Source organism: Agromyces sp. NPDC029043 (assembly GCF_055564615.1).
Genome location: NZ_JBVHVX010000001.1, coordinates 664,016 through 683,916, shown reverse-complemented (window position 1 = coordinate 683,916; position 19,901 = coordinate 664,016). Strand labels below are relative to the sequence as shown.

General features: G+C 72.8%; 17 protein-coding genes. 9 read left to right on the top strand and 8 right to left on the bottom strand.

All coding sequences use genetic code 11. The features are described from left to right. Positions 1-10: 10 nt before the first annotated feature. Both ACZ4TW_RS03310 and ACZ4TW_RS03305 read right to left on the bottom strand, forming a co-directional pair. Positions 11-709, bottom strand: coding sequence for an arsenate reductase/protein-tyrosine-phosphatase family protein (locus ACZ4TW_RS03310; RefSeq protein ID WP_465540084.1), 699 nt, complete (start codon positions 707-709; stop codon positions 11-13). A 58-nt stretch (positions 710-767) separates the two neighbouring features. Continuing rightward, a complete protein-coding gene (locus ACZ4TW_RS03305) occupies positions 768-1,910 on the bottom strand; it encodes a glycosyltransferase family 4 protein (protein WP_465540082.1) in 1,143 nt (380 codons plus the stop codon). A 282-nt stretch (positions 1,911-2,192) separates the two neighbouring features. Between ACZ4TW_RS03305 and ACZ4TW_RS03300 the strand changes: the two genes are divergently transcribed. From ACZ4TW_RS03300 to ACZ4TW_RS03275, 6 genes are read left to right on the top strand one after another with little or no spacing between them, the layout of a single operon-like run. Then, a complete protein-coding gene (locus ACZ4TW_RS03300; RefSeq protein WP_465540080.1) occupies positions 2,193-4,169 on the top strand; it encodes a glycosyltransferase in 1,977 nt (658 codons plus the stop codon). Next, on the top strand, positions 4,166-5,371 hold the full coding sequence (locus tag ACZ4TW_RS03295; RefSeq protein WP_465540078.1) for a glycosyltransferase family 4 protein: 1,206 nt from the start codon (positions 4,166-4,168) through the stop codon (positions 5,369-5,371). Before ACZ4TW_RS03300 ends, ACZ4TW_RS03295 begins: the two co-directional genes overlap by 4 nt. Then, positions 5,368-6,495, top strand: coding sequence for a glycosyltransferase family 4 protein (locus ACZ4TW_RS03290; protein WP_465540077.1), 1,128 nt, complete (start codon positions 5,368-5,370; stop codon positions 6,493-6,495). Before ACZ4TW_RS03295 ends, ACZ4TW_RS03290 begins: the two co-directional genes overlap by 4 nt. After that, positions 6,492-7,529, top strand: coding sequence for a glycosyltransferase (locus tag ACZ4TW_RS03285; protein WP_465540076.1), 1,038 nt, complete (start codon positions 6,492-6,494; stop codon positions 7,527-7,529). The genes ACZ4TW_RS03290 and ACZ4TW_RS03285 overlap by 4 nt, the downstream gene beginning before the upstream one ends. Next, a complete protein-coding gene (locus tag ACZ4TW_RS03280) occupies positions 7,526-8,680 on the top strand; it encodes a glycosyltransferase (RefSeq protein WP_465540074.1) in 1,155 nt (384 codons plus the stop codon). Before ACZ4TW_RS03285 ends, ACZ4TW_RS03280 begins: the two co-directional genes overlap by 4 nt. A 10-nt stretch (positions 8,681-8,690) precedes the next feature. Continuing rightward, a complete protein-coding gene (locus tag ACZ4TW_RS03275; RefSeq protein ID WP_465540071.1) occupies positions 8,691-9,509 on the top strand; it encodes an ABC transporter permease in 819 nt (272 codons plus the stop codon). A 75-nt stretch (positions 9,510-9,584) separates the two neighbouring features. On the opposite strand, the gene ACZ4TW_RS03270 is transcribed toward ACZ4TW_RS03275, so the two are convergent. Continuing rightward, a complete protein-coding gene (locus tag ACZ4TW_RS03270; RefSeq protein ID WP_465540069.1) occupies positions 9,585-10,094 on the bottom strand; it encodes a hypothetical protein in 510 nt (169 codons plus the stop codon). Positions 10,095-10,334: 240 nt separating this feature from the next. Here ACZ4TW_RS03270 and ACZ4TW_RS03265 point away from each other — a divergent pair, with 240 nt between their 5' ends. Continuing rightward, positions 10,335-11,555: an ABC transporter ATP-binding protein gene (locus ACZ4TW_RS03265; protein ID WP_465540067.1), complete on the top strand. Its 1,221-nt coding sequence runs from the start codon at positions 10,335-10,337 to the stop codon at positions 11,553-11,555. Here the strand turns inward: ACZ4TW_RS03265 and ACZ4TW_RS03260 are convergent. The 3 genes from ACZ4TW_RS03260 to ACZ4TW_RS03250 are packed head-to-tail and all read right to left on the bottom strand — an operon-like array spanning position 11,525 to position 14,858. Then, on the bottom strand, positions 11,525-12,649 hold the full coding sequence (locus ACZ4TW_RS03260) for a glycosyltransferase family 4 protein (RefSeq protein WP_465540065.1): 1,125 nt from the start codon (positions 12,647-12,649) through the stop codon (positions 11,525-11,527). The two genes, ACZ4TW_RS03265 and ACZ4TW_RS03260, sit on opposite strands and share 31 nt — an antisense overlap. Continuing rightward, entirely contained in the window at positions 12,646-13,740 is a 1,095-nt protein-coding gene (locus ACZ4TW_RS03255) for a glycosyltransferase family 4 protein (protein WP_465540061.1), read from the bottom strand. Before ACZ4TW_RS03255 ends, ACZ4TW_RS03260 begins: the two co-directional genes overlap by 4 nt. Continuing rightward, positions 13,737-14,858, bottom strand: coding sequence for a glycosyltransferase WbsX family protein (locus tag ACZ4TW_RS03250; RefSeq protein ID WP_465540059.1), 1,122 nt, complete (start codon positions 14,856-14,858; stop codon positions 13,737-13,739). The genes ACZ4TW_RS03255 and ACZ4TW_RS03250 overlap by 4 nt, the downstream gene beginning before the upstream one ends. Before the next feature lie 77 nt (positions 14,859-14,935). Here ACZ4TW_RS03250 and ACZ4TW_RS03245 point away from each other — a divergent pair, with 77 nt between their 5' ends. Next, the gene (locus ACZ4TW_RS03245) at positions 14,936-16,057 is read left to right on the top strand and encodes an acyltransferase family protein (RefSeq protein WP_465540058.1); all 1,122 of its coding nucleotides are present in this window, start codon (positions 14,936-14,938) and stop codon (positions 16,055-16,057) included. A gap of 30 nt (positions 16,058-16,087) precedes the next feature. On the opposite strand, the gene ACZ4TW_RS03240 is transcribed toward ACZ4TW_RS03245, so the two are convergent. Further along, positions 16,088-17,089 carry a glycosyltransferase family A protein gene (locus ACZ4TW_RS03240; protein WP_465540056.1) on the bottom strand — a complete coding sequence of 334 codons (1,002 nt, stop codon included), beginning with the start codon at positions 17,087-17,089 and terminating at the stop codon, positions 16,088-16,090. A 72-nt stretch (positions 17,090-17,161) separates the two neighbouring features. Then, positions 17,162-18,667 carry a tyrosine-protein kinase domain-containing protein gene (locus ACZ4TW_RS03235; protein ID WP_465540055.1) on the bottom strand — a complete coding sequence of 502 codons (1,506 nt, stop codon included), beginning with the start codon at positions 18,665-18,667 and terminating at the stop codon, positions 17,162-17,164. 64 nt (positions 18,668-18,731) lie between these two features. Here ACZ4TW_RS03235 and ACZ4TW_RS03230 point away from each other — a divergent pair, with 64 nt between their 5' ends. After that, complete coding sequence (locus ACZ4TW_RS03230; protein ID WP_465540053.1) at positions 18,732-19,877, top strand: hypothetical protein; 1,146 nt, start codon at positions 18,732-18,734, stop codon at positions 19,875-19,877. The last annotated feature ends 24 nt before the right edge of the window (positions 19,878-19,901 follow it).

Genomic DNA, 19,901 nt, shown 5'->3' with positions numbered 1-19,901 from the left:
GACCGCTCGATCAGGCCTCGTGGCGGCCGCGATCGCGCTCCGACGTGGCGCGGATGCTCGTGCCGTCGTCGGCGAACGTGAAGGCCGCCTCGCCCGCGACCCGGTCGTAGGCCTCGACCTCCGAATCGGGCATGCCGAACAGCAGGCGCGCGATGCGCGCGAGCGGCGGGATCTCCTGGCGGGTCATCAGGCGGTATGCCTCATCGTCCTTGCCCTGCGGGTCGACGATGTCGTCGTCGCCGCCGACGCGCACCTCGACGGTGCGGTTGCGCGCGAGCCTCGCCACTCGCTCGCGCATCTCGTCGACGGACCCGGGCTGCGGCAGCGCCGGCAGGCCCTCCGCGATCCGTCCGGCCTCGCGGATGGTGAACGTCGAACGAAGCGCCCCGGGCACGAGGCCCAGAACCGCCTCGCGCTGGTCGGCCGAGGAGACGAGCACAAGGTCGGCGGAGCGGATCGCCGCCTCGCTGATCTGCGCGGCCCGGTGCCGCGACCAGTCGGCGCCGAGAACGTCGGCGATGGCGCGCGAACGGCGACCCATGCGGTTGCCGACGGGAGCGCGCAGGCCCGCGCTCGTCACCCTGACCTCGGCGACGCGCTCACGGGGCAGGTACCAGCCCGCCCACGTGTCGAGCAGCGCTGCGCCGAGCGCGGACCGATTGACGTTGCCGGTGCACACGACGAGCACCGTGAAGCCGTCGGCGCTCACCGCGCCGCCCCCATCACCGGGCGAGCCCACGCCGGGTGGACCTCGTGGACGCGCGCCTTCACGCCGCCCGGCTCGACGCGCTGCTGACGCTCGGCTGCCGCCGTACGATCTCGTCGTACGCGGGCACCGCCGCCGGGCGGCCGCGCGCCGCGCGCTGACGCACCGCGTCGATCACCTCGGCGTAGAACATGCCGTGCGCCTCGGCGACCTCGCTGTCGCCCAGGAGGCCCGGCGTGGTCGCCGCGGCGATGCCGAGTCGCGTGCGCAGCGCGGCGTCGGCGCCGAGCCGGCGCAGCGCGTCGGCCAGCGAGCGGATGTCGCGAGCCGCGAACTGGAGGCCGTTGACGCCGTCGTGCACCCACTCGGTGGGCCCGCCCTCGTCGGCAACGACGACCGCACGGCCCGACGCGAGGTACTGCAGCACGTTCTGGCCGAGCGGTTCGGGACGCGTGGACGCCTGCACCGCGACATCCCACTGATCGATCAGGCCGTCGACGTCGTCGACGTGCCCGAGGAACCGGACCTGCCCGGCGACGCCGAGCTCGGCCGCCCGCTCGCGCAGCTCGGCGAGGAAGTCCTCATGGCCGAACGGCGCGGCCCCGGCGAACTCGAGCGTGGCGTCGGTGCCGGCGAACGCCTCGGCGAACGCGTCGAGCAGCACGCGCTGGCCCTTCCACGGGTCGATCCGCGCGAGCATGCCCACCCGCAGGCCGCCCGGCGCGCGTTCCGGCAGCGTCTCGCGGAGCCGGATGCCGGAGGCGCTCGGGATCACCCGCGCGATCGCCTCGGGCCGCAGGTGCGGGCGCGCCGAGTCGAGCGGCGGGTGGGTGTCGCTGACCACGCCGTCGGCGCGCGGCAGGATCACGCGCGTCATGAGGAAGTGCCCGAACCGGCCGAGCGCGTCGCGGTCGGTCATGTCGCGCACGTGCACGACGAACGGCACGCGCGAGAGGCGGGCGGCGATCGCGCCGTAGGCGGCGGCGCGGGCGGTGTTCGCGTCGACGACGTCGGCGTCTCGGAAGCGCGGGTGCAGCCGCGTCGCGAGGGCCTGCACGATGAGCCGGGCGCCGGCCACGAGCTGCAGCCCGATGCCGCCCCAGCTGACGCCGGCCGGCTGGCGCACGCCGACGACGCAGTACGGCACCTCGGGTGGCAGCGTCTCGTAGACGCCCCGCCCCGGCTCGTCGGTCGGGGCGATCATGACGAAAGGCGACCAGGGAGCGCCGGCCTTCAACATGCGCAGGAGCGCGAACTCGGCACCACCGGCGACGGTGGTGTGATCGAGGTGGAGGACGCGAGGGAAACGGTTGTCGGTCGGTCGCCGGTTGCTCATGTCAGCACCGGGCTCGCTGCACTGCGGCGGGTACAGTGAAGGCACCGTTGGTCACTGTGATCCCCTTGCTTCGGGTCGAAGGGCGTTCTCCGGCGTGGGCGCACCGGCGATATCTTGTTCCTGATCTGAGATTCTACGTTGGAGGGCGACGTGCGCGTGCTGAGAATATCGCATAGCGCCGTCGTCGACGAATGGAGGGGTCGCGAGCGCGCCCTCCGTGCTCTCGGCGTCGAGGTGGCCACGCTGAGCGCGAGGGCCTGGCCCGAGGGCGGCCGGATGGTGCGCCTCGAGCCGCGTGACGGCGAACTGGTGGCCGGTGTCGCGACGGTCGGCCGTCATCCGGCGCTGTTCCTCTACGACCCGCGTCCGATCTGGCGCGCGCTGGGCGAGCACTGGGACCTCGTCGACGTCCACGAGGAGCCGTTCGCGCTCGCCACCGCAGAGGTGCTGCTGCTGCGCGCCATCCGACGCCGTCGCACCCCGGTGGTGCTGTACACCGCGCAGAACCTGCGCAAGCGCTACCCGGTGCCGTTCCGCTGGTTCGAGCGAGCCGCGTTGCGCGCCGCATCGGGCATCTCGGCGTGCAACGCGGATGCCGCGCGCATCGTCGAGGAGAAGGGGTTCGCGGGCCGGGCACGGGTCATCCCGCTCGGCATCGACCTGCACCGGTTCGAGCCGGCGCCCGCGTCCGTGACCGACGCCGTCGGTGCCGGGTCGACTTCGTCGATCATGGTCGGCTACGCGGGCCGGCTGGTCACCGAGAAGGGCCTCCTCGTGCTCCTCGACGCGCTCGACCTCGACGAGCGGCTGCGCTTGCGCATCGCGGGAGCCGGGCCGCTCGAGCCCGAGCTGCGAGCGCGCGCCGGGGGCGCGGGCCTCGCGTCGAGGGTCGAGTTCCTCGGGCCGCTCGGCACCGACGAGCTCGCCGGGTTCTACCGATCGCTCGACGTCCTCGCGGTGCCCTCCCTGCCGACGCCCGACTGGACCGAGCAGTTCGGGCGCGTGGCCATCGAGGCGATGGCGACGGGCGTGCCCGTGGTCTCCAGCGACGCGGGCGCGCTGCCCGACGTCGTCGGCGGGGCGGGGATCGTCGTGCCGACGGGCGACGCCGCTGCGCTCGCCGCGGCGCTCGCCGAGGCGGCCGGGCCGAGGGCCGACGAGCTGCGCTCGGCCGGACTCGAGCGCGCCCGCGAGTGCAGCTGGGACGCAGTGGGCCAGGACTACTTCGACCTGTACCGCTCCGTCCTCCACGAGCCGCTGACGCGGCCCTCGGCGGCGCCCCCGATCGAGGTGGTCGTCGTCGCCTACGGAGCACCCGACCTCATTCGGCGGGCCATCGAGCCGCTGACGAGCATGCCCGTCACCGTCGTCGACAACTCGTCGCTCCCCGCCATCCGCGCCGTCTGCGACGAGGTCGGCGTGCGCTACCTCGACGCCGGCCGCAACGGCGGGTTCGCGGCGGGGGTGAACGTCGCGCTGGACGACCGCCTCGTGCCCGGCGCCGACCTGCTGCTGCTCAACCCCGACGCCGTGATCGGCGTCGACGACGTCGCGCGACTCGGTGCCGCGCTGCGCTCGCGTCCCGACCTCGCGAGCGTCGGCCCCGCGCAGGTCGACGACGACGGCGACTCGGCGCGCGTCGAGTGGCCGTTCCCCTCCCCCGCCTCGACGTGGCTCGAAGCGCTCGGACTCGCGCGACTGCATCGCGCGCCGACGTTCGTGATCGGCTCCGTGCTGCTGCTCCGGGCAGAGGCGCTCGACCAGGTGGGCGGGTTCGACGAGCGGTTCTTCCTCTACTCCGAGGAGACCGACTGGGCCTATCGCGCGCATCGCCTCGGCTGGCGGCACGCCGTGGTCCCGAGCGCGACGGCGCAGCATTCCGGCGCGGCGACGAGCCGCGACGCACTCCGGCGCGAAGCCCACTTCCACGCCTCGGTCGAGCGCTACCTGCGCAAGCACCACGGCGAGCTCGGCTGGCAGGCGGCCAGGGTCGGCCAGTGGGTCGGGTCCATGGCGCGCTCGATCGCCCTGCCCGGCGAGCGCGGGCGCGATGCCCGCCGCCGAGCCGCGCTCTACCGCCTCGGACCCACCCGCGTCGAGGCGCGGTACGCCGGGAGCGCCGCGTGACCCACATCGTCCAGATCGTCCCGTTCATCGGCCCCGGCGCGGGCGTCGCGGGGGTCGCATGGAACCTGGAGCGCGAGCTGCGCGGCCTCGGGGCGACGGTCGAGCGGTACACGTTCGCCGATGCGCGGACCGCGCCGCTCCGGTGGCCGAAGGCGAAGCTCCTGCGCCGTTTCGCCCGCGGGTGGCGGGTCGTGTGGTTCAGCACGGTGGGCACCGTGCGCGCCCGGCGGTTCCTGGCCTCCCGGCCCGACGCGATCTCCATCTGCCACAACGACGTGCTGGCCGGCGACATCTACGTCAATCACGGCATCGTGCTCGCGTCGATGCGCGCACGCGGCAACCCGGCCTGGCTCATGGTCCGCAACCCGTTCCACATCTTCAACCACCTGCGCGACCGCCTCCGCTACCGCGGTCGCACGCACCGTGTGGTCGTCGCGCTCTCGCAGCGCGAGGCGGCCGAGCTCGTCGCCACATACGGTCGCGTGCGCCCGCCGGTGGTCGTCATCCCGAACGGCGTCGACCTCGAGCGCTTCCGGCCGCCGACGGCCGACGAGCGCCGGGCCGCACGCGACGCGCTGAAGCTCGGCGACGACGAGCGTGTGGCGGTCTTCGTGGGGCACGAGTTCGAGCGCAAGGGCCTCGCCTTCGCGATTCGCGCGTTGACGCATGCCCCCGACGTGCTGCTGCTGATCATCGGCGGCAACGACGACATCATCGCCGGGGCGTATGCCGACGCCCGATCCCTCGGCGTCGGAGATCGCGTGCTCTTCCTCGGGCCGCGCAACGACCCGGCTCCGTTCCTCGCGGCGAGCGATCTCTTCGTGCTGCCGAGCGCGTACGAGGCGAACGCGCTCGTCGTGCTCGAGGCGCTGGCCAGCGGGCTGCCGGTCGTGGCCACCCCGGTGGGCTTCGCCGGCGAGATCGTCGACGACGGCGTGAACGGCTACCTGGTCGAGCGCGACCCCGTCGACATCGGGCGGCGGATTCAGCACCTCGCCGAGCTGGATGCCTCGGAACTCGCCGAGTGGGGCCGGCGGGCCCGCCGCAGTGCCGAGCCGTACGGATGGCGCGCCATCGCACGCCGGTACCTCGAGCTCGCGGAGCAGCTCGCTGCGGAACCCGGTGCCCGCGAGCCGCAGCCCGGCGCCGCGTCACCGGCCGACGGCGCCAGCCGCTCGGCCGGGGCGAGGTCGACTCGATGACGCGGATCGTCCAGATCGCTCCGTCGATCGAGCCCGGGAGCGGCGTCGCCGGCGTCGCCGATGCGCTCGAGCGGGAGTTCCGGGAGCGCGGAGCGACCGTCGAGCGATTCACGGCGCGCGAGGCGGGTCGTCGTCCGCGGCGCCCGCCGCGATCGGCGTTCGCCGCGCGGGTGCGGCACGTACGCGAGGTCGTGTGGTTCAGCACCGTCGGAACGGCTCGCGCCCGGCGGTTCCTCGCCGCGCGTCCCGATGCGGTGTCGATCTGCCACAACGACGCGATGACGGGCGACATCTACGTCAACCACGGCCTGCTCGTGGTGGCCATGCGAAACCGCGGGCGCTACGCGTGGCGCATGGTCCGCAATCCGCTGCACCTCTTCACCGCGGCGCGGGATCGCATCAGGTACCGCGGGACGACGCACCGGGCGATCGTCGCACTGAGCGATGAGGAGGCGAAGCTGCTCGTCGAGACGTACGGGCGGATCCCCGCTCCCATCCGGGTGATCCCCAACGGAGTCGACCTCGAGCGATTCCGACCGGCCGACGCGGCCGAGCGCGCAGCCGCGCGGGCCGAGCTCGGCATCCCCGACGACCGGCTGGTGGTGGTGTTCATCGGTCACGAATTCGAGCGGAAGGGACTGCCACTGGCGCTGGCGGCGTTGACGCACGCGCCCGGCGCGACCCTGCTCGTCGTCGGCGGCACGCCCGAGATGATCCGGCACGCGTCGGCCGAGGCCGAACGACTCGGCGTCGCGGAGCAGGTTCGGTTCGCGGGAGCCCACCCCGACCCCGTGCCATTCCTGCGGGCGGCCGACGCGTTCGTGCTGCCGAGCGCGTACGAGTCGTACGGCCTCGTCGTGATGGAGGCGCTCGCGGCCGGGCTCCCGGTGGTCTCGACGCCCGTCGGCATCGCGCCATCCGTCGTCGTCGATGGGGTGAACGGGTTCCTCGTGGCGCCCGACGCCGAGCAGATCGGGCGTCGGTTCGCCGAGCTCGGCGCGCAGGACCTCGACGAATGGCGGCGGCGGGCCCGCGACAGCGCGATGGCCCACTCGTGGGGTGCGGCGGCCGAACGGTACCTCGCGCTCGTCGACGAGGTGCGCCGGGCGAAGGATGCCACGTGAGCGCGCCGCTCCGCATCCTGCACGCGATCCGGTCCGACGGGTTCGCGGGCGTCGAGCAGTTCGTGCTGCGCCTCGCGGGCGCGCAGGCCGGGGCGGGGCACCGCGTCGCCGTAATCGGTGGTGCGGCCGACCGAATGCGTCCGGGCCTGGCTGCGGCGGATGTCGCGTTCGCGCCCGCCGCTCGCACGATCGAGGTCGCCCGTGCGGTCCGCCGGCACGCCAGGTCGGTCGACGTGGTGAACACGCACATGACCGCGGCCGACCTCGGCGCCGTGGCGGGGCTCGCCGGGGCGCGACCGCCTCGGCCTCCCATCGTGGCCACGCGGCATTTCGCGCAGCCCCGAGGCCGGGTCGGCCCGGTGCCGATCGGGTCGCTCCTCCGCGGCCGTATCGCCGCGCAGATCGCGATCAGCGACGTCGTCGCGGCCGCCGTCGACGGGCCGAGCACGATTGTCCATCCCGGCCTCGAGCCGCGGGCGGCCGGCGATGCCACCGCACGCACGCGCACCGTGCTCATGGCGCAGCGGCTCGAACCCGAGAAGCACACGCACGTCGGCATCCGCGCGTTCGCGACGTCCCGGCTCGCCGACGACGGCTGGACGCTCGAGGTCGCCGGCACGGGTTCCGAGTCGGCGGCGCTGCACGACCTCGTCGAGACGCTCGGCCTCACCGGTTCGGTGCGGTTCCTCGGCTTCCGCGCCGACCTGCCGGACGTCATGGACCGTGCGGGCCTGCTCCTCGCGTCGTGCCCGTTCGAGCACTTCGGGCTCACGGTTCTCGAGGCCATGGCGGGCGGGCTGCCCGTCGTCGCCGCGGGCGCCGCCGGGCACCGCGCGATGCTCGCCGGCCTCGACCCTCGCGCGATGTTCCGGCCCGACGACGTCGAGGCGGCGGCCGCGAGCCTGCGTTCCCTCGCCGGCGACCCGGCCGGTCGCGACGCGCTCGGCCTCGCGGAGCGCGATCGCCAGCACCGCCAGTTCTCGATGCAAGCCCAGCTCGAGGGCACCGACGCGATCTACAGGAGCGTGCTGTGACCGATCTCGTGGTGGTCTCGCTCGAGCGCTGGGACGAGGTGTGGCGGCGCAACCAGCATCTCGTCGCGGGGCTGCTGCGGTCCGATCCCGAGCTCAGGGTGCTGTTCGTCGAGCCGGCCGCCGATCCGGTGCACGACCTCGTCTCGCGACGGCGGCCGCGGCTCGGCCGGCGGGTGCGCGAGATCCCGGCCGTCGCGCCCGCACGGCTCTGGCGGTTCGGACCCGTGAAGTGGCTGCCCCGCCGACTCGACCGGCGCGCCGACGACCGGCTCGCGCGCCGCGTCATGCGGGCCGCGCGCGGTCTCGGCATGCGCCATCCGCTGCTCTGGATCAACGACCCCGGCATGGTCGCCCTCGCGGAGCGCACGGGCTGGCCGACCCTGTACGACGTCACCGACGACTGGGTCGCCGCCGACCGCCCGACGGGCGAGCTCGAACGGACCGCCGCAAACGAGGCCCGCCTGCTCGGCCTGGCCCGCGAGGTCGTCGTGTGCTCGCCCGAGCTCGCGCGCCGCAAGGGCGCCACGCGGCGTGTGGAGCTCATCCCCAACGCGGTCGACGTCGAGGCCTATCGCCGTCCGACGGCGCGACCGTCCGACCTCCCCGGCGGACCCGTGGCGCTCTACCTCGGCACCGTGCACGCCGACCGCATCGACGTCGCCCTGTGCGAGGCGACCGCGCGGGCGCTCGGCGAGGCCGGCTCGCTCGTGCTCGTGGGACCGAACCTGCTGTCGGCGGATGACGCGAAGCGGCTCGAGCGCGCCGGCGCACGCCTGCTCGGCCCCCGCGCCCGCGACGAGGTCGTGGGCTACCTGCAGCACGCCGACGTGCTCGTCGTGCCGCACCTCGTGACGCCGTTCACCGACAGCCTCGACCCGATCAAGCTGTACGAGTACCAGGCGGTCGGGCGTCCGGTGGTCGCCACCCCGGTCGCGGGCTTCCGCGACGCGGCCGATGCGCGCCTCACCGTCGCGGAGGGAGCGGCGTTCGCCGCGGCGGTGCGCGCGGCCGTGCCTGCGCCAGCCGCGTTCCCCGAGGGCGCGGACGCCGAGGTTGCGACGTGGACCGACCGGGTCGAGCAGATGAGCGAGGTGCTGCGGCGTCTGGCGCGACCGGCCCCCGGCCCGGCCGAGGCCGTACGCGACCGGTAGTCTTGCCATCGTGCGCCCGACCGTGATCACCCCGCCCGGGCGCTTCGCGCTGCCGAACTGGCGCGAGCTCTGGGAGGCGCGCGAGGTCGCCCTGCGGTTCGGCCAGCGCGACGTGGTGCTGCGCTACCGGCAGACCGCGATCGGCGTGGCCTGGGTGCTCATCCAGCCGCTCGCGGCCGCCGGCGTGTTCTCGCTCGTCTTCGGGAGCGTCGCGAACCTCCCGACCGGCGGCACGCCGTACTTCCTGTTCTCGTACGTGAGCATGCTCGCGTGGACGCTGTTCGCGAGCATCCTCACGCGGGCGGCGCCGTCGCTCGTCGCGAACCAGGCGCTCGTCGCGAAGGTCTTCTTCCCGCGCATGCTCGTGCCCCTGTCCACGTCGATGTCGGCCCTGCTCGACTTCGCCGTGGGGTTCGGCCTCGGCGTCGTGCTGCTCATCGTCTACGGCGTGAATCCCGGATGGGGCGTGCTGCTCGTGCCCGTCTGGGTCCTGTTGTTCACGCTGACGGGGCTCGGCATCGGCCTCGCGGCATCGGCCTGGATGGTGCGGTACCGCGACGTGGCGTACGTGCTGCCGTGGATCATGCAGGTCGCGCTGTTCGCCACCCCGGTCGCCTACTCGCTCGACGCGGTGCCCGAGAACTTGCTGCCGGTGTTCCTCGCCAACCCGCTGTCGTGGTTGATGGAGCTCTTCCGGTTCTCGATGCTGGGCACGCCGTTCCCGCCGACCTGGCAGCTCGTGGGCGCCATCGTGGTGAGCCTCGGCCTCTTCCTGCTCGGCGCGATCGTGTTCCAGCGGCACGAGCGCACGTTCGCCGACCTGATCTGAGACCGGCCTCGGCTGCGCCGGGCACGCATGACGAAGGCCCCGGTCGCTAGGACCGGGGCCTTCGTCGTCAGACCATTACCGGTCGGCGCAGGGAACCGTGCTGACCTCGGTCTTGCCGCACTCGGGCGGCGACGCGATGTCGGGCGTGCGCCCGGCCACACCGTTGTAGGTGTACGTGACCCACAGGAAGTTGCCGCTGTTCGTGCCGAACCACAGGCGCTCGGTCGAGCACTCGCCGACGGTGAGGTCGAAGGGCACGATGTTGCCGGCGGCGGGGGTCAGCGGCGTGCCGCCGGGGCCGCCGGTCTTGCTGACGACGCCCGTGATCGTGATCTTCGTGCCGTCGGGCAGGTCGCAGCCGGCCGCGTCGGTGGCGCAGATCGTGAGGTAGAAGCCCCACGGGTCGCCCGTCGACTGGCCAGGGCACTTGCAGCTGGTCGGGCCGAACGTGATGATCGGCGTACAGGGGCTGGCGGCGTACGCGGGTGCGGGCACCGCGAGGGCTACCGCCGGCACCGACCAGGCCATCGCCTTCGCGACGGTCCGGCGCGAAACGCCGCTCTTCTTCTCTTCGAGGTCGCTCATGGTGGGGATTCCTCCTGGGACATGTGCTGTGACAGGGACCCCAACGCGTGGGCGATCGGGTCGGGTTGATGGTGGGCCGGGCAATACTCTGGGCACACTATCGGTTTTTCACAGCCAACTCTAGGGTCTGAGTCTTCCTCGGACGAATCGAGCGGACCCCGCGTTCGGGTGACACCCCCTGGATGTTACGGTATGAGGCACCCGCGCGCAGTCGGGCGCCACCCGAGAACGAGGGCTCGTATGTCGAACGGCACCGCGATCGCGGTCTCGAACCTCTCCAAGACCTACCGCATCAGCCATCGCCACGGCACGAACCGTGCGACCGAGGCGATCGTGGAGTTCCTGCGCCATCCGTTCCGCCGCGCCGAGGTCGAGCACTTCGACGCGCTGCATCGTCTCGACTTCGAGATCCCGCGGGGTGAGGCGGTCGGGATCGTCGGCCGGAACGGCGCCGGCAAGTCGACCCTGCTGAAGCTCCTCACGCGCATCACCGCGCCGACCACCGGTCGCATCGAGCTGAGCGGGCGCGTCGGCAGCCTCCTCGAGGTCGGCACGGGCTTCCACCCCGAGCTCACCGGGCGGGAGAACATCTACCTCAACGGCACGCTGCTCGGCATGCGCCGCCGGGAGATCCGCCGCCGCTTCGACGAGATCGTCGACTTCGCGGGTGTCGAGCGGTTCCTCGACACCCCCGTCAAGCGGTACTCGTCCGGCATGTACGTGCGCCTCGCCTTCGCGGTCGCGGCCCACCTCGACACCGAGATCCTCGCGATCGACGAGGTCTTGGCCGTCGGCGATGCGGAGTTCCAGCGCAAGTCGCTCGCGAAGATGCGCGACGCCGCCCGAGATGGCCGCACCGTGCTCTACGTGAGCCATCAGATGCACACGGTCACCTCGCTCTGCACGAGCGCGCTGTTCCTGAACGCCGGCCACCTCGACTTCCACGGCTCGGTCGACGGGGCGCTCGATCGGTACCGCGCGACCTTCGAGGACTTCGCCGCGGTGCAGCGCGACGCGGCGCGGCGACCCGGCACCGGCGAGGTCAGGGCGACCGATGTCCGCACCGACAGCAATCTCGTGCCCGGTGACGACACGGTGATCGAGATCGACCTGGCCGCCGGCACCGACTCGGGGCTCCCGTACTACGTCTCGGCCCACGTGAACGACGTCAACGGCGTCGTGATCGCGCAGTGCGATTCGCGCGTCCACGACCTGTGGCTCGACCCGGAGCGTCCGCAGCGCGCGACGCTCACGATCAACGGCCTGTGGCTGCGGCCGGGCCGGTACACCGTCGACGTCTTCGCGTGCCGCGCCGGCATCCTCGACGCCTGGCAGGGGGCCGCGGTGTTCGAGGTCCTCGCCGAGCTGCCCTATCCCGGGATGGCACCGGCCGACGCCTATGAGAAGGGGCTCGTGCTGGCCGACTTCAGCTACCGGGCCGAGCCGGGTCCGGCCGCCTGATCCGCCCGCGGGTCGCCCCGTCGGATCCAGTCGACGAGCGGCCGGGTCGTTCGCGCCCACGCCAGGCGCTCGAACGCGAAGGATCGCGCGGCTCGGCCCTGCTCGACCGCGGCGCTCCGATCGGTCAACCACGACGAGAGCCGTTCCACCCACTCGCGAGGATCGTCGGAGACGAATGCCGGTGCGCCCGGGTGCGCGCTGGCGCCGTCGTGCGTCGCGGCCACGGCCCGTCCCGAGGCGAGCGCCTCGCCGAACTTGACGGCCGCCCCCACGCCGGAGAGGACCGGAACGGCCATCACGTCGACCGCGTCGATGACGCTCATCCGGTCGGCGACGTGACCGAGGTACCGCACGCCGTCGGCGCTCGCGGCCGATCCCGCCAGGCCGTTCCCGGCGACGAGGAACTCCGCGTCGGGTACGCGTCGCCGGACCGCGGGCCAAACGTCGCGGACGAACCAGTCGATGCCCGACGCGTTGGGCGGCCAGTTCCAGTTCCCGAGCGCGCCGACCGCCGGCAGGCCGGCGGGCACGCCCGGATCGGGCCATTCACCGGGCTCGATCCCGTGGGCGACGACGATCCGCTCGGCCGCTCCGCCCTCGGGGAGCCGTTGGGCCTCGGCGTCCGAGCAGACGGAGACCGCGTCGGCCTGCTCGAGGACCAGCGCCTCGGTCGCGGCGTACGCGGCCGCACGGTCGGCGTCGCCCGCCGCCCCGGCCCACGCGCTCAGTACGTTGTGCACGTCGACGAGCAGCCGAGACCCCGACCGGTTCGGGGCCCATCGCTCGACGAAGGGCCAGGATTCGAGGTGCGCGACGATGACGGCCTCGTACGCGCCGGAGCGGAGCGCTCGCGCGACCACGGCGCGGCCATGGGGGTCGGGCAGGCCGCGGCGGTGGCGATGGACGCGCCGCACGTCGGCGAGAGCCCGGACGGACGTATCGCCCTGGAATCCGGCGAGCGTGAGAAGGTCGACACGGATGCCGGCCGCGACGAGCTCGCGAATCTGGAAGTACTGCCTTCGCTGCCCACCCTGGCCGGCGACGTCGGGCGTCTCGTTGCTGAGCCAGAGCACTCGCGTCGCGGCGGCGCTCACACCCGGGTCCCGGACCGGTAGAGCTGCTCGTACTCGGATACGACTCGGGCGAGGTCGAACTCGACCGCGCGCCGGCTCGACAGGGCGCCGAGCCGCTCGCGCTCGGCCGGGTCGCCGAGCACGTCGGCCAGCCGGTCGCCGATCTCGTCCATGCCGGTCAGCAGGCCGAACCGGCCCTCGTCGGTCACGAAGCGGGCGCCGACGTTGGGCGTGGCCACGACCGGCAGCCCGGCGGCCATCGCCTCGGCGTACGGGATGCCGAATCCCTCGTAGGTCGAGGGGAGGCAGAAGACCCAGGCCTTCCGGTACTCCTCGGCCAATTCGTCGTCGGTGAGGCGGCCCAGCGCGACGACGCCTTCGGGAAGGTCGGCCGGCGCGTCCTGGGTGACCATGCGAAGGCGTGCGCCCGGGATCCGGGGGCGCACCCGCTCCGCGAACCGAGCGGCGAGCTCGGCGCCGCGCTTGCGCCCGTGCCAGGTGCCGACGAACAGCACGGTCGGCTCCGGCCACTTCGCCGGCTCTCGGCCGCCCTGCGTCTCCGTGCCGGCGAACCGAGCGACGTCGACCCCGTTCGGGATGACGGTCCGCACCCACGGCGTCCAGCGCCGCGTCTGCGGCGAGATCAGCGCCGTGCGATCGGCCACGAGGCTCGCGAGCACCTCGGTGAAGCCCAGCAGCACCATCCGGGCCCGCTCCTTGACGCCCCGGATGCGCAGCGCCTCCTCGAAGCACGAGCCGTGGAGCGTGCGCACGTGCATCGGCACGCGTCGACGCCACATCCAGTAGTCCTCGCCGTGCGCGTGCAGCACGTCGTACGACGAGAGGTCGCGGCGCCGCATCTCGAACGCGAAGCGGAACGTGCGCAGCGACCCCGAGAGCGGCACGTGGACGTGCCCGTAGAGGGCGCCCTCCACCGGGGCGCACGGACTGTACACGTCGACGGTGTGACCCCGGCGGGCGAGCTCGTTCGCCAGCGCGTGCACCTGGTGGCCCACGCCGATCTTGCTCTCGCTCGGCAGGTAGTAGGAGATCATCGCGATGCGCAGCGGGCCGCCGGGCGGGACCGCCGGCCGGCGCGCCGCCACGCTCACGTCAGCCCGTCCCGCAGCGCGCGCAGCCACGCATGCCCCTCCCGAAGGTCGGGCTCGAGGTGGTTGCCCTCGGCCCATTCGTTCCACGACTTCACCCACAGCAGCCGCTCCGACGGCGGCCGGTCGGCGAGGAGGGCGACGGCCTGCTCGACGTTCCGCTGGAACTTCTCGGGCGTCGCGCCCTGCAGCACGAGCCCGCGGCGCCGGGCGCGCGGCGTGTTGTCCCAGTTGGGGTAGACGCAGGGCTGCACGTGCGCATCGCGCGGATATGTATCGACGATCGAGTCGGAGTACGGCCAGACCTCGGGGCCGCCGAGCACCTTGCGCATCGCGCGCATGCGGAACCGGGTCGACCGGTTCACCCTGGCGGGGAGGCGCATGTAGACGCTCGCGTCGAAGCCGTCGGCTGCGGCATCCGCATACCTGGTGCCGGCGCCCAGGAGGTCGCTCGCCTCGGCCACGAGGTAGAGCCCGCCCAGGCCGGCCTCTCGCGCCATCGCCTGCCAGCGGTCGACGAAAGCCGCGGCATCCGGCAGCTCCTCGGGGCGGAAGACGTAGAACAGCGGCCGGCCGTCGACCCGCACGTACCGCTCGTCGCGGAAGGCGGGCAGGAGCGTCTCGAAGTGGCGCCGGTCGTCATCGGGCCCGGGGTACGTCTGCCGCTTGAGCACCTTGTCGGCGGCGTCGTGCCAGATGCCCGTCCACGACTGGTTCGCCCACGCCAGCGCGAACCCGATGTCGGGCGCGCCGCTCTCGAGCACCTCGCGGAAGGGCCGCTCGAGGATGCGGTCGCCGTCGCCGAACCAGTAGTGCCAGTACACGAACGCCTCGACCCCGTAGCGGCGCGCGAGGTCGCTCTGCGCCTGCCGCGTCTCGGGCACCCGGAGGTCGTAGAACCCGAGGTCGGCCGGCAGGGTCGGCTGCACGTGGCCGGGGAACAGGCGTCGTGCGCGGGCGGTGTTCGTCCACTCGGTGAACCCGGGGCCCCACCACTCGTCGTTCTCGGGGATGGGGAAGAACTGGGGCAGGTAGAAGGCGAGGGCCCGCGCCTTGAGCGCGGGCGCGCCGGGACCGCCGGACGGGATCGCACCGGCGTCTGTCGAGGGGGTCTCGATCACCGAACCGCCATTCCTGGATCCGTCACGCGAGCATGAGGCATCCTACTTGCTGCACGAGGCGGTTATGATTCGACCTCATGAAGCCCCCGCCGCCAGGGCGCTTCCTCGCGCTCGACGGACTGCGGGGAGTCGCCGCACTGTCCGTGCTGGTGTTCCACATGTTCTGGAACGCCGCCGGTGCGGAGGAGCTGCGCGAGTGGCTGCCCGACGCGGTCACGACGACGACCGGCCTCATGCGGGGCGGCGTTGCGATCTTCTTCGTGATCTCGGGATTCGTCATCGCGCACACCACCGCGAACATGCGACGACTCAGGGAGGGCGGGCGGTTCGCACTGCGCCGGCAGGTGCGGCTCGACCCGCCGTACTACGCCACCATCGCGATCGTGCTGGTGATCGAGTACGCCCAGTCGCTCGTGCCCGGGCTCGTGCCGCGCACGTTCACCCCCCTCGAGGTGCTGATCAACATGCTGTACCTCCAGGACATCCTCGGGGTGCCGGCCGTGCTCGCGGTCGCGTGGACCCTCTGCCTCGAGGTCCAGTACTACCTCGTAGTCGTGGCGCTCGCGGTCGTCGCGACCCGGCTGACCCGGAGCGACCTCGCCCGCCGGCGGGTGATCGCCTGGAGCACCGCGGTGCTGGGCGCGATCTCGCTGGCCCTGCCGCTGGCGGGGCTGAACTCCGGACCGTGGGTGCTGGGCGCGTGGTGGATGTTCGGCATCGGGATGGTGCTGGCGTGGTTCGCCGAAGGGCTGGTCGGGGCGAGGATCGTCATCGGCGTCTTCGCGGTCCTCGTCGCCTGGGCGCTCGTCGTGCGGTTCGTGCTCGACCGGGCCGACCCGTGGGGCGGCGAGTGGTTCGCGATCGCGACCGGCGGGTTCATCGCCGTGCTCGTGGTGCGCGGTCGGCTCGCGCGTTCCCCTGGGCGGGTGCTGCTGCATGCGGGCCGGCTCTCGTATTCGCTCTACCTCGTGCACTTGCCCGTCATCTCGGTGATCAGCGGGCTCGGCTTCAAGCTCCTGCCCGATCAGCCCGCCGCTCAACTCATCGTGGTCCTGGTCGGCGGTGCCGCCGCGATCGGGTGCGCCGAGCTGCTGCACCGGTGGGTCGAGGTGCCGGCGATCGCGTGGTCGAAGCGACTCAGGCGGTCGGGGCCGGAGCGCGACCGCCCGATCGCCGTGCCATCCGCCCCGAGCCCCTGAGGTTGGAGCACCGGATGTCGCGGCGACGCGTCACGAACGGCCTCGCGCCGCGCGTACCGCGCGCCTGAGCCAGGGCAGGCGAGCCGCGAGCACGGCGCGTCGCCGTTGCCGCCGGCGACCGTCGGGCGGCCACAGTAGCGACGCGAGATGGCCGACCGAGCGGCGGAACGAGCCGTCGGCGTATTCGGGCGACCCGAGCAGCTCGAGCAGGAGGTGCCGGTGGAGCTTGCCGTCGAGCCCGCCGGCGAGGCCCTCGGAGACGGGGATCAGCCCGCCGCCGAGCCGGAGCGCGACGGCCGACGAGAGGAACGGCAGCCCGAGGCGCGTGGTGCGTGACGTGGCGCCGAGGTGCACGCGATAGAACACGGTCGGCTGTGCCACCTGCGGGATCGGCTGGAGCCGGGCGACGTTCACGAGCATCCAGTAGTCGTCCATCGCGAGCGCGTGCGGTGCGAATCCGCCCGCGAGCCGCAGGAGCTCCGGATCGGCCACGAAGCTGGTCGTGACCGAGATCGGCCCGGCGAGCATCGCCCGCAGGTCGTGCACCTCGATCGCGTCGGAGCCGGCGGTGTCGGCCCGGTCGATGAGCTCATCGAGGGTCCGCTCCCGGCCGACGAGGAAGGTCGCCCACTCGCCCACGTTCGCGTCCATCGCCCGGAGGCGATCGGTCTCGTCGGCGACGCCGAACGTGAACTCCCGGACGAACATGATCCGCTCGGCCGGGTGCGCGTCGAGCCAGGCCACCGCGCGCTGCAGGTGCGTCGGATGCCACAGGTCGTCCTGGTCGAGGAAGGCGACCCACCGCCCGCGGGCGAGCGCGAGCCCCCGGTTCCGCGCCACGGCGACGCCCAGGTGGGACTGCTCGACGAGCCTGGCGGCTACCGGATGCTCCCGGACGACCCGCATGCCGTCGTCATCGGAGCCGTCGTCGACGACGATGACCTCGATGTCGGCCAGCGTCTGCCGGTGGACGGAGGTCAGCGTCTCGGCGATGTACGAGGATCCGTTGTAGAGCGGGATGACGACGGTCACCGCCGGGCGCCGCGACTCTAGCCCGGCGTCGTACGCCGGTGGCATGGTGCTCATCGAGGGCGGCGCCGCGCGTCAGCCTCGGCGACCACGCCGGGCCGGCGTGACCTCGGGCTCGGGTACCGGCTCGGCGGCGTCGGTCAGGTCGCTCACGTCGGTCGCATCGACGGTTCCGGCGGGCGTCAGGTGCTCGACGGGCGGCGCGGAGTAGTCGCGGCGGTACTCGTAGGAGTACTGGGCCGCGTCGACGCCGCGCAGCGGCGCCTTGTTCAGCACGATGCCGAGCGCGCGGCCGCGCGCCTTCCGCAGCGTGTCGAGCGCCTTCTCGAGCAGGTCGTGCGTCGTCTTGCCGAGGGTGACCACGACGAGCGCGCCATCGGCCTGGTGCGTGAGCACCGCGCCATCCGTCACGGGAAGCAGCGGCGGCGCGTCGATGATGACGGTCGCGTGCTTCGCCAGGTCGCCGATGAGCGCATGCATGCGCTCGGAGCCGAGCACCTCGCTCGGGTTGGGCGGCACGCTGCCGGCGGCGAGCACGAGGAGGTTGTTCGACTTCGGGGTGCGCTGGAGCACCTCGGAGAGCGCGGCACGGCCGGCGAGCACGTCGCTGAGGCCGGCTCCGCCGGGGAGCCCCATGGCCTTGGCCACCATCGAGCGCCGCAGGTCGCCGTCGACGAGGACGACGGTGGTGCCGGCCGCCGCGAGCGTGAGGGCGAGGTTGCACGCGATGGTCGACTTGCCGTCGCCCGGCAGCGGGCTCGTGACGACGATGGTCTTCGGCGGATGATCGACGTCCATGAACTGGAGGTTCGTGCGCAGGGCTCGGAGTGCCTCCGTGACGGCGAAGGTGTTGTTGCCCTTCTTGTTGGACTGGGACGGGTCGACCAGTCGCTGCTCGCTGTCGAGACCCGGCGCCACGGGGATCGTGCCGACCACGGCCACACCGGTCTTCTGCTCGACGTCGTCGGCCGTGCGGATGCGGCGGTCGGAGACGGTTCGGATCATGGCGAAGGCCACGCCGAACCCGAAGCCGAGCACGCCGCCGACGATGAGGGCCGTCTGGACGTCGGGGAACGCCGGTGTCGAAGGCAGGCTCGCCGAGTCGCCGGGGATCACCGTCACGGGCGCCGATCCGGCCGTGCCGTCACCCTCGATGGCGTCGATCTCGATCTTCATCGCGCGGATCCACGCCTCGGCGAGGTCGCGCGCGCCCTCAGGCGTGTCGCCCTCGGCGGTGATGCGCATGATGACCGTGTCGTCGGGGTTCTCGACCGTGACGCGACCCACGAGCGCCTCGGGCGTCGTGTCGAGCCCGAGGTCGTCGATCGCGTTGTCGGCGACCGAGCGCCATCCGGCGATGTCGAGGTAGGACTGCACGCGCGAGCGAGCGAGGTTGTCGCCGATCGTCGAGGTTCCGACATCCTCGCTCTGCTTGGAGACCACGTACCCGCTCGCCCCGGCGACGTACACCGGGGTCTGCAGCAGCGTCCACGCGTACCCGCTGCCGACGCCCACCAGGGTCATCAGGAAGATGGCGAGCCAATGCCTGCGCAGGCCGCGCAGGTAATCGCTGAGCTGCAATGCGACCTCCGGTCCATCGAGGCCACGCGGCGCGGCAGGCCCCTCCTTGAGTAGGCTCCATGGTATGCCAACGGCCTTCCATGTGCGCGCGCTCGAGTCCGTCGTCCGAATCGAGCTCGAGGATTCTCTCACTCCCGAGGAGCAGGTCCTTCTGACAGAACAGTGGTCCGACCTTCGCGTCGCCGACATCGACGCGACCGACCGGACGGTGCTGCGGGCCGGGCTCGGCGACCCATCGGTCCTGCCCGAGTCGGCCGACGGAATCCGCTTCTTGACCGCTGTATCCGCGGAAGAGCTGGCCGACATGATCGCCTCGGCCGTGACGTTGATCGCCATCGGCGACCTGGCCGGCGAGGCGCTCATGCTGCACGCCGCAGCGGTCGCGCGGCCAGACGGCGGTGTGCTCGGATTCGTCGGCCCCTCGGGTCGGGGCAAGACCACCGCGGCCCTCGAATTGGGGCGATCGTTCGAGTACGTCACCGACGAGACGCTGGCCGTCCGCCCCGACGGCACGGTCATCGCGTTCCCCAAGCCGCTGTCGATCGGCGAGCGTCCCGCGTACAAGCGCCTCGGGAACGCGGCGTCGTTCGGGCTTCGCGCCGCGATGGGCGACGACCTCCGGCTGGAGGCGATCGTGCTCCTCGACCGCCGTCCCGGCTTCGAGCGTCCGGTGGTCGAGTGGGTTCCCCTCACCGAGGCTCTCGAGGGTCTCGTGCCGCAGACGAGCTACCTGTCGGCCATGACGCGGCCGCTCCGCACGCTCGTCGATCTCGTGACATCGACCGGAGGCATCCGCCGGGTGACCTACTCCGAGGCCTCGACGCTCGCCTCGGCCGTCGACGAGATCGTCGCGCTGCGGGACGACATCGACGCGGTCCTGCTCGACGTGTCGAACGAGTCGCAGCGCGACTGCGACTGCGCTCGCGGCAGCGAGGAGACGCCGGGCACCGAGGGCACCTACCGGCGGACCAAGCACTCCGATGCGCTGATGGTCGACGACCGGCTCATCGTGCTCCGGCCGAACGAGGTCACGGTGCTCGACGGCGTCGGTCCTGTCGTCTGGCTCGCGGCCGCCGATTCCACCGATGACGACCTCCGTGAGGCGGCCCTCAGCGAACTGCCGCCGCCGCCGCCCGGCGTCGACGCGGCCGAGGTCGTAAGCGAGGCGGTGCGGCAGCTGGTCAGCGCCGAGCTGCTCGCCAAGCGGTAGCCGCTGAGCGGCCGGCGGATGGCG

Bases quoted from the DNA above. Each gene is read 5' to 3' on its own strand.
- ACZ4TW_RS03290 (WP_465540077.1), top strand. From the start codon at position 5,368: ATGACGCGGATCGTCCAGATCGCTCCGTCGATCGAGCCCGGGAGCGGC.
- ACZ4TW_RS03270 (WP_465540069.1), bottom strand. From the start codon at position 10,094: ATGAGCGACCTCGAAGAGAAGAAGAGCGGCGTTTCGCGCCGGACCGTC.
- ACZ4TW_RS03305 (WP_465540082.1), bottom strand. From the start codon at position 1,910: ATGATCGCCCCGACCGACGAGCCGGGGCGGGGCGTCTACGAGACGCTG.
- ACZ4TW_RS03245 (WP_465540058.1), top strand. From the start codon at position 14,936: ATGAAGCCCCCGCCGCCAGGGCGCTTCCTCGCGCTCGACGGACTGCGG.
- ACZ4TW_RS03230 (WP_465540053.1), top strand. From the start codon at position 18,732: ATGCCAACGGCCTTCCATGTGCGCGCGCTCGAGTCCGTCGTCCGAATC.
- ACZ4TW_RS03265 (WP_465540067.1), top strand. From the start codon at position 10,335: ATGTCGAACGGCACCGCGATCGCGGTCTCGAACCTCTCCAAGACCTAC.